12 protein-coding genes are annotated in these 12,064 nt (G+C 57.0%); 6 read left to right on the forward strand and 6 right to left on the reverse strand.

From position 1 onward, the window contains the following. Nucleotides 1-787: 787 nt before the first annotated feature. Nucleotides 788-1,888 carry a hypothetical protein gene (locus tag C3B71_RS15935; protein WP_146752349.1) on the forward strand — a complete coding sequence of 367 codons (1,101 nt, stop codon included), beginning with the start codon at nt 788-790 and terminating at the stop codon, nt 1,886-1,888. Nucleotides 1,889-2,044: 156 nt separating this feature from the next. Here the strand turns inward: C3B71_RS15935 and C3B71_RS10545 are convergent, their stop codons facing one another. The 3 genes from C3B71_RS10545 to C3B71_RS10555 are packed head-to-tail and all read right to left on the reverse strand — an operon-like array spanning nt 2,045 to nt 4,574. After that, nucleotides 2,045-2,473, reverse strand: coding sequence for a hypothetical protein (locus tag C3B71_RS10545; protein WP_108967942.1), 429 nt, complete (start codon nt 2,471-2,473; stop codon nt 2,045-2,047). A gap of 10 nt (nt 2,474-2,483) precedes the next feature. Next, entirely contained in the window at nt 2,484-4,307 is a 1,824-nt protein-coding gene (locus C3B71_RS15940) for a hypothetical protein (protein WP_146752350.1), read from the reverse strand. Between the two features lie 45 nt (nt 4,308-4,352). Further along, on the reverse strand, nt 4,353-4,574 hold the full coding sequence (locus C3B71_RS10555; protein ID WP_108967947.1) for a helix-turn-helix domain-containing protein: 222 nt from the start codon (nt 4,572-4,574) through the stop codon (nt 4,353-4,355). Between the two features lie 112 nt (nt 4,575-4,686). On the opposite strand from C3B71_RS10555, the gene C3B71_RS10560 reads away from it, so the two are divergent. Continuing rightward, nucleotides 4,687-5,190 (forward strand): GNAT family N-acetyltransferase, encoded by a 504-nt coding sequence (locus C3B71_RS10560; RefSeq protein WP_108967949.1) that lies wholly within the window; start codon nt 4,687-4,689, stop codon nt 5,188-5,190. 120 nt (nt 5,191-5,310) lie between these two features. On the opposite strand, the gene C3B71_RS10565 is transcribed toward C3B71_RS10560, so the two are convergent. After that, the gene (locus C3B71_RS10565; RefSeq protein WP_108967951.1) at nt 5,311-6,453 is read right to left on the reverse strand and encodes a hypothetical protein; all 1,143 of its coding nucleotides are present in this window, start codon (nt 6,451-6,453) and stop codon (nt 5,311-5,313) included. 286 nt (nt 6,454-6,739) lie between these two features. On the opposite strand from C3B71_RS10565, the gene C3B71_RS10570 reads away from it, so the two are divergent. Continuing rightward, entirely contained in the window at nt 6,740-7,453 is a 714-nt protein-coding gene (locus tag C3B71_RS10570; RefSeq protein ID WP_108967953.1) for a hypothetical protein, read from the forward strand. Between the two features lie 120 nt (nt 7,454-7,573). On the opposite strand, the gene C3B71_RS10575 is transcribed toward C3B71_RS10570, so the two are convergent. After that, nucleotides 7,574-7,981: a DUF6907 domain-containing protein gene (locus C3B71_RS10575; protein WP_108967955.1), complete on the reverse strand. Its 408-nt coding sequence runs from the start codon at nt 7,979-7,981 to the stop codon at nt 7,574-7,576. Here C3B71_RS10575 and C3B71_RS10580 point away from each other — a divergent pair. After that, on the forward strand, nt 7,980-8,192 hold the full coding sequence (locus tag C3B71_RS10580; RefSeq protein ID WP_108967957.1) for a helix-turn-helix domain-containing protein: 213 nt from the start codon (nt 7,980-7,982) through the stop codon (nt 8,190-8,192). The genes C3B71_RS10575 and C3B71_RS10580 overlap by 2 nt on opposite strands. Before the next feature lie 321 nt (nt 8,193-8,513). Next, nucleotides 8,514-9,041: an HNH endonuclease gene (locus C3B71_RS16950; RefSeq protein WP_396027128.1), complete on the forward strand. Its 528-nt coding sequence runs from the start codon at nt 8,514-8,516 to the stop codon at nt 9,039-9,041. Between the two features lie 805 nt (nt 9,042-9,846). Here the strand turns inward: C3B71_RS16950 and C3B71_RS10585 are convergent. Continuing rightward, a complete protein-coding gene (locus tag C3B71_RS10585) occupies nt 9,847-10,122 on the reverse strand; it encodes a helix-turn-helix domain-containing protein (RefSeq protein ID WP_234415883.1) in 276 nt (91 codons plus the stop codon). A gap of 627 nt (nt 10,123-10,749) precedes the next feature. On the opposite strand from C3B71_RS10585, the gene C3B71_RS10590 reads away from it, so the two are divergent. Then, nucleotides 10,750-11,715, forward strand: coding sequence for a hypothetical protein (locus C3B71_RS10590; protein ID WP_108967959.1), 966 nt, complete (start codon nt 10,750-10,752; stop codon nt 11,713-11,715). Nucleotides 11,716-12,064: the final 349 nt, after the last annotated feature.

The raw sequence follows: 12,064 nt of genomic DNA on the forward strand, positions 1-12,064 counted from the left end.
CCGCTCCCTCCCAGCTCCGACCCCTAATCTAGACCTCGCCATATTCTTTAGCTTCACGACTGGCGGAATACTGAATATACCCCAGTAGCATCTAGGTGCGTACGTAGTATTTACTTCCGCACCGGTACATGTTATATATAGTAGTGTATGACAGAGAATGCCCGAGATCCACGCATAGAAACAGGTGATGACAACATGCCAGACCCGGAGGCGCTTGTAGCCGAGATTGACAGGCGGTTCGCTTCAGGTGAATCTCACCGGTACACGCTAGAAGAAATGAGACTGTACATGAAAAGCGAACGCTGCAAGCGGGCGCGGCGCGTTCTCGAAGAATTGGGCAAACGAGCATCGCGTCCTTCGAACCTTCGAGAAGATCTACCACGTGATGTTGCCTGGGTATCTGTAATTCCCGTGGGCTTGTAGTGATCGACAAACAACCCGTTGGATAATAGTCTAGGTCGACAACGTGGTCTCGACGTTAGTAGTTGCGGACAAATATGCAGAACTCTCCCCGGACAGCTGGCGCTTCTTTTCTGAGCTTTGGCGCGAACGGTCCTGGGTGGTACGGAGGGTTGATCAAGTTAAGTTCTTAGATCGCGACCGAGTTCAGCTGTCAATCAGTTTTACGATTGACAACGACAGAGTCCGTAAAGTCGCTAACCAATGCAACGTGGGTTGTACCTCTGGTCAGGTTCCATTGCCACTACTCCTACGACAGCGGACGCCGATATTGGATCTAGACACCTTTGACGACATCGGAAGAAGCTTGCCCGTAGTCAGCGGCAGTGTGAACACATATATGGCAGAGTGTATTTTGCTGACACAAGCGTTTCCAAAACCCGATTTCAGCGACACCGACCAACAGGAGCTCTTTCTAAGGTTGTCTCGCGACCTATTTTCGTCTATCCGGGACGGCGAACAGAAAGCCTTCAATGACTTGGAGAAAGAGCTTGAACGCGAGACTCGTCCGCATTCCAATGATGATGATAATGAGTCAGACAGGCAGATAGATTCCTATTACGAGGCCGAGTTCGAATATTATACGTACGTACAGCGCTTTCTAGACTCTGTAGATGTCAACGATCTAGATGCGTTTATGCAGTACCACATTTTCGCAGTTTACGTCGACTGTTTTAGTCGTCGCGGTCAACAAGTCATCAAGTGTAGGTTCGTTTACCCCAGCGGGTTCGAAGTTGGTCCTGCACAGTTCGGCCGCGCCTTTTACAGGCACGAGGTTGGATCTGGAAATCCGAGCAGTCTAGACGGGCGTTATCATATACGCGTGGAGGCGCCAGCGGGCATGCGCATAGCATCCTTCGATTTATATGATGTCACCGTCAAAGACGATAGCCCCTCAAAACGGCGTATGGACAAGACTATGTCGCGAGTTTCCTCTACACCTAGTTTTCTTGAAGTACGCGTGGGCGACAGCGTGGTAAAGCGAACGTCTGAAGTTCGGCTCGATATCGCTTACACGCCTATGCGATCTGCGCTAATCGTGCCGGCAGTATGCTTGGCCGCTGTTTATATTTTGATGTGTATCGTGCTTATGCAGATACATGAGCCATTCACGGCGTATGACGGCGTCGCAGCCGTAATAGCGGTGCTTCCTACAGTTGCGGCTACAGTCTTACTTAGAAGCCAAGTACATGACATTGCACGCAGAGCCTCCGCACGCACTCGATTCTGGACTATGGTCTTGGCTACACTCATGTTTATCATGTGTGTTGTCTATGCGCTTAATCTTCCCATTATTGTAGTGTTAAGTGTTGGATGGGCGACGATAGTCTTAAGCGCAGGATTTCTTGCATCTGGACTCGTATCTATTGGCCGAATTAGTTGGCATAATAGTAAATACAAGAAAGAATCGTTTGCAGGTGTCGCGTAGCGCGTAAAGTTGTTTCATTCGAGCCAGGATTCCAACGCACAGCTGGGGTCTGGAGCGAGGTGTACGCGCAAAGTGTTTAGGTGACGGCTTTGGTCTATTATGTGGGTAGAGAGTATCGGCGCTTCCGGTCTGCCACGACACGCGCTGCTGCGCTTATTATCGTTCTACGGTCGACCGCACATACTCCGCCAAGAACCAGTACCACCCAGGAGACACGAGCACCGTGTAGTCCGGCGCGCCGCCTGCTCGGACGGCACAGCGGCGCGGGCCGGCGAATGACTCGTTGATCTGCAGGTCGACCGGCAGGCCACCGTTGTGCACTAGTTCGCAGCGCATCCACTTGTAGAACAGGTGGTCGAGGTCGACTTGCTCGCCGCGGTACTCGACGCTGATCGTCCAGTCGTGGCTGTCCTTCATGAACGCCACGAAGTTGGCGCGATCCCCGCGGATCTCAGGGTGAGCCAGGCGACCAGTGGCCGCTACAGCAACCAGCACCATCAAGAACGCACCCTCCCGCCGGCCGTTGGCCCACAGGAGTTCGGCATCGCTCAGGCGGTCGAGGATCGGGTTGGTGGTGACATCCATCAGAGAAGCCTCAGGCTAGTGGACGTTGATTCCGTGGTCTCTCTTTTCCGGTGGCCTCGGTAGATTGTCGAGGTTCACTGCCCGGAGCGGACGTATGCTCAATGGCGACGCCCTCTTCGGGAAGCAGCACAACGACGGCACGGTTGCTGTGTCCGGGCACGAAATGCATCTGCCCATCGTCCTGGGAACGGTCTGCCGTTACGAGTTGCGCTGACTCATAGACGACTCGTAGCTTGCGGCCGGTGTCGTATTGTTGTCCTTGATGCGAGATGTAGAAGCCACGCTCGTTGATGATGACTTGCTCTTCGCCAATGGACGCGGGGAGATTATCTGCGTCTCTTGGGACGACCTCGACGTGGTCCCATGTCGCGGTTAATTGCTCACCTCGTAGCAGGCGCGAGGCACGTACTATTTCGTCGACATCCGAACCGGTAAGCGCCTCAAACGGAGGTATGTGAATTGGTGCAACGACATGTTTTTGAACTTCGGCGAGTGCTCCAACATACTCTGCAAGCACCCCGTAAGCCGATTTCGCTCGCACGTCTTCCGCGTCGCTGCTGTCGAGTGAAAGCAGGACTTTTCCGCCGCCTCGTACGCGGAGCTCCAAACGTCCACCCTCAGACAGGCGGCGGAGAAACCGAAGGCTTGATATTACTTCGCTCGGGATACGACCGGTCAGGTCGGCGCGGCGGAATTGGAATGTGCTTGCCTTTCTGGGTGACACGAACAACATAGTCAGTTCGAATACTCGCGCTTCGTCGATAAGTGTAAGGTGCCAGCCTCCTTCTATAATGCCCGATCCTGCAGTAAGTCTTTCTATATTAACCGCTACCGTATCCTCGTCGGCGGAAGGGGTGAGCGCGAGTTCAAGCGGAGGTAGAGGCGTGTCAGAACAGGGAACGTCGAACAGAGTGATGGTACCGTGTCCGGGCTGCAGACCGCCTGGCGGAGACACTACATTCGTGATATCGACGTCGATGTTCTGGGGTGGCACCCCGTAACGTACGAAATTCTGCAATGCTTCATGCTGGGCTGTACCGGGATCGGCTTTCAGTGTCATGTCCATTGAGATGGGGCTAAGTTGTGCAGACTCGCGGCACCGCGGAATAATATGTAGGAGGAGGTAATGATCATCACTGTCTCGTTGCGTCCATACCGCGAAAGCGTCTTTGTGAGTGGTATTGAAGAGCGACTCTGCGGCGGTGTACTCATCGATGCAGCCGCGACGAATTTCGCACTCGTAGCGGTAGAACGGATCAACTTCATCCAAGAGCGAGCTGATCGTATCGATCTTGTTGAGCAGACCATCAAGCATCGTTGAACCGCTGTTGGCGCTTACGCTCTGACCGTTGTTGACCAACGCGAATACCTTTTCAAGCAATTCCTCCGTGCGAGTCTTGCCATCACCGAAGAAGTAGTCGACCAGTTTCGGCATGTCAGAAGCCCACCCATCGAGCTGCGCGCGGCCGATCCAGTTGACTTTAATTCCGGACTCGGCAGTGAGATCCTTGAGCCACGCAAGGTTCTCGTGTGTCGGGTCGCATGGAAGAACAAGGTTCCACGACGAGACAGTAACTCGCGGCACAGTCTGTTCGATAAACGTGCGCCAGGAACGTGCGATCTTGCTCTTCTGCGAGCCTTTCAGTCGGCTAGAGTAGCGTTTGACCTGGTAGATATCAAAGATGCCGGGAGATGACTCGACCTGAATGTCGACGCCGCGATCACCCTGCGATGGGGTGATTAGGTTACCGTGCGGATTGCGCAGCAGGATCATCGCGGCGACGAACTTCTCGATCTGCTCCCCGCCGTGGATCTCCCAGTTAACCTGCGTCATGCATGAACAGTACTCCGTGGCGCCTTCGCCTCCGTGCATCGACCCTCAGTCAAGGGAGGCCATCAGCTCCCTCACGTCTACTCCGATCTGTTCGGCGATGCGTTCGAGGCTCTTGAGGGTGAGGTTGCGTTCGCCTCGTTCGATGCCGCCCATGTAGGTGCGGTGGACTCCCAGGAGGTCGGCGAAGGCTTCTTGGCTCAGGCCTCGCTGGAGGCGGTAGGCACGCAGGTTGCGCCCAACGGTCTTCTGTAGGTCCCCAACAGCCATGACGTTGAGCCTGAACGGCCGCTACTTGAAAGTCTACAGACTTATGAGTAGCATGTTTGCTCCGGCGCGACCCAATCCGCGCCTCACGCCGCCGGACCAGTAGGGGTGTCTGATGCCCGTCAACCTTCACGCTCTGGCAGAGCATCACATTCCCCAGGTTCTGGAAGCTTGTCACGATTGGGAGGAGCTGGCTCAGCATGGTCCGCCGTACTGGCGCCCGCGCAGTAGCGCCGAGCTCCGGCGCAAGATCGTTGACGCTGCGGGTCCACAGCTCGCCCAGGCCTACAGTTTTGTCTTGGCGGACGACTGTCAGCTCGTTGGCGAGACGTCTATCCATGCCATCGACTGGCGCAATCGTGTTGCGCAGGTTGGCATCTGCATTTGGCGCCCAGAAGACCGCAGACGTGGTTACGGGCGCGCAGGCGCGGAAGCCGCCATTTCCTGGGCGCTGGATGAGCTTGGGTTGTTGAGGCTGGAGGCCTGGATCCTGGCGACCAACAAGGCATCGCAGGAACTATTTGCCGGGCTCGCCTTCGCATACGAGGGCACGCTGACTGGCCGTTACCGACACGGCGGCGTGCGGCATGATGTCGTGGTCTATGGACTGACGCGCTGACCACCGCCGGCAACTTGCCAACCCGTACTACTTATAAGTAGCATATGTTTAGACAATCTGCCAACAGCAGGAGGTGAGTGTCATGCAGGGCGGCGGCGACTGAGCGCTTGGACCATTTCATCAGGCTGCCCTGCGGCGTTGCTCGTCGCGGGGCAGTTCTGACTCTAGCGTCCAGGTTGCCGAGAAACCGCTCCTAGGCATTAGCCACCCCGGCAGATCCATCGAGACTACGCGTCCGGCAACGTTCGTTGGCGACCTGGTGATCTGCACGGAGCGACTGGTGGCCACGGTGTCACTTAGTGTCAAGTATGCGATGTCGGTATTGGTGTAGTCGATATCCAAGGACAAGCCTCTGCAAGGTTGAGAAAGTTCAAAGTAAAGACGGTGTCCCCAAGTTGGCGTCACTACCCGAAACACCTGTCGGATACGTACCGGCTCGCCGCTGCACGCTGCCGCATCAAGGCGGACGCTGTAGGTTTGGCCAGTCTTGCGGCTGCTGCGGCGTATGCTCTGCGGGCGCCCGTCGACAGTGAGTTCCAGGAACTCGTAGGAATCGCGACTGGATGCATCAACGCCAGGACGGTTCTGCATGAGCCATGGCGAGGTGGCAGGTCGGTCCAAGAGTAGCTCGCGATACTCTTCCCGATCTGACACGCATGCGAAGCGGCGCACCGAACTACTCGGGATGGTGGTGTACTCCCATTCCACAGTAACGTCGAAGACAGGAGTACCTGCGGTACTCCTGTCTAGTGCACTAGACAGCCGAACATGAACTTCGACGTCGTACCACCGCTCGGAAGCGCGGAAGGCTTGGTCACGGATGTCTGCGTAGATCTCTCGAGCGAACTGTTCATCGCCCAGGCGCAGTGACATGACGTTGCTAGCGATGTCGTCCAGCAGCTCGGGATTGGCGACCCGCTTAAGATCGTCAGGGTGAATAGCGAAGCCCTCGACCACTGCGTCACGCATGGATGGAGCCTGCTCGCGAATGATCTGGCGGAACCGCTCAACCGTGGACTCCTCTTGGTCACGCCGAAAGGTGTACTCGAAGAGAGTACTCAACAAGCCGGCACCGAATAGTGTTCCGCCTAGCTCGCCTAGCGGTAGCGCTTGCATCCACGACCACGGGCCTAGGTCGAGATTCGCCATCCAGCCGTTCAGCAACATGAGAAGGACACCAGCCAGCGTTAGAGACACGGCCACCAACGCCGCTTTTATCCGGAGTAAGCGCCGAGAGAATGACTGAGTATTTCGTTTCTTCATCTATGCTCTGATTATAGCAGCAATCATTCGACAATCCAAGTACAATACAACTCAAATAGTACTACTTAATCGTCTCCGATTCAGATCGCCGAGGACATACAGCGGCGCGCGTTGACTATCCAGTGTTTCGCTATGACACAGCGACAGCTGATGGTCGATGCTTTAGCCTGGGGGCGCAGTCTACCAAGTCCAATAATGGAAGTTGTCGTGGCTACCTACGCAAGGCAAGTTGACGGTAGATATCGTTGATATTGTATTCACTCCGAGCTTGTGTTTAAATGGATGTATGACAAATGACGATCTAGCGAAGGAAATCAAAGTACTGAACGGCCGAGTCGACACTCTAGTCGGTAGAGTAGATACTTTGGCGGACAGGGTGGACTCTCTGACAACCAAAGTGGACACTATAGCCGGCACTGTCGACAAACTTGCCCGGACGATGGCTGAGGGGTTCAAGCGTGTTGATGAGCGCTTCAAGGAGATTGACCAGAGGTTCGAGCAGATGGACGAGCGGTTCGAGCAGGTCGACCAGAGGTTTGCTCAGATCGATGAGCGGTTCGAGCAGGTCGACCAGAGGTTTGCTCAGATCGATGAGCGGTTCGAGCAGGTCGACCAGAGGTTTGCTCAGATCGATGAGCGGTTCGAGCAGGTCGACCAACGCTTCGAACAGATTGATGAGCGGTTCATACGTGTCGATGAGAGGTTCGAGCAGATCGACGGGCAGCTTGCCGCCATGCGTGAGGACCACCGGACGCTGGTGGACGTTGTCAGGGATCTTGAGCTGCGTATGGACGAGCGCTTCAAGGACTTGCAGACCGGACAGAAGAGGCTCGAGGCCGACCAGGAGGAGATCCGCAAGGAGGTCGCTGCACTGCGCCATGACGTGTTCCTCGAGGAAGGTAGCCGCGAGACCGCCGACCACCGTCTCTACGAGGATCTGGATCGCCGTTTGCGCGTAGTGGAGTCCAAGTCACTGAAGCCTGCCAGCGGTTCGGCGTAGAGGAAGGCGGACGCTGTAGACCCAGACGGTCCCGTCTGATCCGAAGGGGCGGCGCCCAACGCGTCGCCCTTATTCATGGAGTAACGAGCCACGGTTGAACCGTGGCCCCGGACGGCTGATTCATACGCGGCCGTCGAGGTAGGCGCTCAGCTCCACAGCCAGTCTGCGAGCACTCTCAAGACTCAGGTCCAGGCCAGTGAACCCATCTCCTATGTACACCCAGGTCTCCGTATCACCGTGGTATTGGTACTGCACGACGCTTAGTTCGGCTGGCACTGCACTGCGCGCCGGCGAGCCATCACCCCGGGCGCGTTGTATCTGCACGCAGGGCACTGCCAGGGCCGGCGCCTCGTGGAGCAGGTCGTCAGGTGACTGAATCTGATGGTCTGCGGTACACCACTCCGGGCAGATGACTCCTGGGAGCTTCGGGTCCGGCTTCGCTCCCATCGCTAGAGCCTCTCCATGCCCGTCGACGATACTCATAAGTCTGTAGACTTTCAAGTAGCGGCCGTTCAGGCTCAACGTCATGGCTGTTGGGGACCTACAGAAGACCGTTGGGCGCAACCTGCGTGCCTACCGCCTCCAGCGAGGCCTGAGCCAAGAAGCCTTCGCCGACCTCCTGGGAGTCCACCGCACCTACATGGGCGGCATCGAACGAGGCGAACGCAACCTCACCCTCAAGAGCCTCGAACGCATCGCCGAACAGATCGGCGTGGACCCACGGGAGCTGATGGAGTGAGGTGATCCAGGCGAGGCGGTGGCGCAAAGCGCTGTTGACATAGAAGGTGGTCTGCTGCGTTTGTAGTGAGAACGCAACTGGCAAAGGCGCCTCGTTCGCGTGTAGCGGTGGCAGTCTCCGTGTATGGACTCACCTCTGCCCTCCCTATCATGGCGCGTGGGTGTCTGCGCCAACTGTCTACAGGCGCTTGACCCTGCGACGGTCAAGTTCAAAAACGCAGCATTCTGTTCGCAGCACTGTCAGAAGCAGGCGGAGATGGTGAGGTATGTGCGCGGCGTAATTCGCGACGACAGAATACGAGACCTCATGACTAGGATGACGATGTTCAATAACAACATCAACTTCTTAGCACTTGACCTTGCGTACGTACGTCCTCGTGTGCCCGAAGACATCCGACAACAGGTCCTTGCGCGCAACGATGGGCTATGCGTTGTTTGTAACTCCGTGGAGGCTACTGAAGTTGATCACATTAAAGGTGGTTCTATAGCATTGGATAATCTCAGAGGCCTTTGCCGTAGATGTCACGAACTGAAGCCACGCGGTCCAATCCCTATTGACTTGACCAGGGAAGGCAAAGGAATCGTGGATGCAAGCACTGAAGCATCCACGCTCCTGGACGCCTGGCGTGCGGCACTCTTTCTGGGCGAGCCACTCGGCGAGGGTGGCGATTGGTATGATCTAGAGACGCGGGCCTTGGCCTGTCAAGACACCCGCTTTGGTTGGATTACCTGTCAGATCCTCGCTGAGCATCCGATCTCGCCGGCGCACGACGAACGAAACTGGAAGAATATATGGCAGAAGATGCGAAGAGACTACCTAGCTTGGGCCAAACGAGAACTAGCGCACTGATCGAGAGGCGGAGTGCTTAATGCTGAGCGATGCTGCAAACTGGGCGACGGTCATTGGAGCCGTTCCTGTCATCGCGGCGGCCGTCGTGTTCTTGTTTAGAACCCTCCCAGCCTTCGTGTGGGCGCCAAAAGGGTTGCGTATTGATCTTATGAGAGCGGTTGGCGATCCAGGATACTTCGTCCAAGTCACCAACTATGGTGAAGTCGAGCGTCATATTCACAGCATCGGTGTCATGCCTGCCAAGATGTGTCCGAGGGCAACGTGGCTGTTTCGGCGAGTGCCGACGCGCATGAACTCCGAAGACTCGCTGCGGACCTCCACGCTGATGGTTAAAGTAGATACTGGAATAGACCGTGGCAGGAGGGTTTCTCGGCAAGTCCCGCAACCTATTTGTCATAACTCTGACGACGAGCCGCCGCAGTGGGCGCTAGAAAACTATGAGGCGGCAGTCAAACGGTATGCGAGTTGGGAAAACGCTCCAGGGAATCCGATACCGTTGGTTGCTTACGTGCGTCTCGACGATGGCAGCATGGTCCTAAGCAGAAAGATTCGGCTGAAGCCAGATCAACAGTGTCTCGCTATGATCCCTCTGTGTAAGTGTGGGCATTCTGTTGGAGAACATTCCGTTCGTCAATTGGATAGGCTTGCCGTGAACATGCATGTGTCTACGAACTGTAAGTCCTGCAAGTGCAAGAAGTATGCGGAGGGCCGTTTGCCATAGAACCTATGGGTAAAGCCTGAGGGGTTAGGGTTCATCTTCTCGCTGGGCTCACGCGCGGATCCTTGTACCCGTTGAAGAAGGGATTCACTCCTTGGCCAGATGCTTCCGCACCGTGCTTCGTTCGAAGCCTAGCTCCAGGCTGATCTCGATGAAGGTTTTACCCTGGGCGCGTAGCTCCAGTGCCCGCTGGCGGTCTTCCTCGGTGAAGCGGTGTAGGCCTCTTGTGCGCTCGCGCTTGTTCGGCTTGCGCCAGATGGCGCGCACGGTGCCCTCGTGAACGCCGTACCGCCTAGCCACTTCCGGAGCGCTGAGGCCGCTGCCCGCCTGCTGGAAGATGGCGTCACGTGTCTGGGCGGACACCGGACGGTGCTTCGCGTGAGTGACTCGACGGACAGTACGGCTAGACGAGATGGAAGCATCCGCCTCGCTGGAGCCCGGGCTGCTTGGAGGTTCGACCAGACGGTCTCGTTCGCCCTCCCCAGTCGGCTCCCCGAGCCGTCTCAAGTACCGCAACAGGGGCGCCCAGTTGTTAGTGTTGAGCATGCCGAGGCGCACCATGACGACCTTATACGAACTCGCACGATGCGAAGTCGGTGTAGGGGTCGTCTCAACCAACGAAGCGTGCTCACCCTGCGGGGTGGGCGCTTTTCGTTGTGGGAGAGCTTTGTGTCCAGTATCAAGCCACAGGTTTTGTGGCGACTGTTTCGAGGTAGAGGCGACCCAAGGATCAGCTCGGCCTTGCACAGCGAGTTCAGCACCTCGGCCAGAGCAACGCCAGAAGGAGGTCGCCCTTCGACCCCACCGAGGCCACCGGGTCGCAGTCAGACAGGGCCCGCCCGCCAGGTCTGCCGGTCACTGCTCCTTTCTTGAGCAGAAGCAGGCGCTTGTACCCTGTTTCCCCAAGGAGGCTTGTACTGTTCAAGGGGTGACCATTATGATCACCGCGGCAGACGGTCGGCGGTGCAATGTAGACGCAAGGTGCGGCCGGTGATCGATTACGTTTACGTTCGCGGGAGGATCCGCATGGCCGGGACAGGGAAATCGGAGTGGGTGAAGCCACGACGAACACACGGTGCGGGCGGCAGCGGCCTGACCTGGCTCGCATCCCTGTCTATTGCGCTGATTGTCGTCATCGCCGGGGCGGGATTGCTGTCCTTCCCTGCGGGAGCGCCTCATGAGACCCTCAACCAGTACGGCGAGTCAATACAGATGTGGGGCGGCGGAGTATACGAGCACGACTCGTACTTCAAGGCGACAATCTTCATCGGCACGGATTGTGCCTGGCTTCTTGTTGTTGTGCCGTTCGCTGTAAAGGTGGTCGCCGACTACCGCAGGCGGGACGAAATGGGCAGTCGCATAAACCTCCTCGCATTCTTTTCTCTCGCCCTCTATTACGCCGTTAGCATGTCATTCGGAGTGACATTCAACGAGTTGCACCTACTGTACACGGCATTGCTCTCGCTATCCTTCTTTGGAACCGTCACCTTGTCCCTAAGCCTTCTGAGGGAGCGGCCGGAGGACTTCGAATACGCTACTCCGAAGGGCGCGGTCGCGTTCTTGGTGATTACGGGATCAGCCTTGTTAGCGGCCTGGCTGCCCGACATCGTCGGCGCTTATCTGACCTCGGGCACACTCGATCTCATCGAGGTTTATACAACGGAAGTGACCTACGTCGTCGACATGGGCATTATTGCCCCGCTCATGTTCTTGACGATCGGACATCTTCGGAGGAGGACGTTTACCGGGTACGTGCTGCTGCGGCTTCTGCTCCGAGTTTGCCTGGGCGTCGGCGTGGTTCTGGTGTTTCAGACGGTTGTCCAGATGCTTGGGCGCGTCGATCTGCCTGTTCAGGCCGTGATCAGTAAGACTGCAATCTTCGTCATACTCGCGCTCTGCGCCGTTCTCATCGACAAGAAGATTCATGTCACGGAGAAGGCTACGAACGCCGCCTGAGCGGGTGAGCGTTGAAGCGAGCCGCTTCTGAGGAAGATGTCGGCCTGGAAAGCAGTGAGCCTTTCTCATCAGGGAAGCGCGTTGGCTCCCTATGCGGGGCTTCTCAGGTAGGTCTGGACCTGGCCTGTAGGAGCGCCGCCCATGTCGGACCTGAACCCCTGGCGGGCATCTTGCCCCGACGTCGGAGCCCACATCCCCCTTGCCCGCCAAGGTCGCTGCGCGCTGGGTGGCCTGGATGAGAGTGATCACCCGCCCTGTACGCCGGCGGAATGACGGTGCGCGAAATCCAGCACCACTTGGCCTCGACCAGCGGTGTCGGCGGAGCGGAGACGAATGCCGGACTGCCGCC

Origin of the sequence: Actinomyces sp. Z16 (assembly GCF_003111765.1) — a bacterium.
GTDB lineage: Bacteria > Actinomycetota > Actinomycetes > Actinomycetales > Actinomycetaceae > Actinomyces > Actinomyces glycerinitolerans.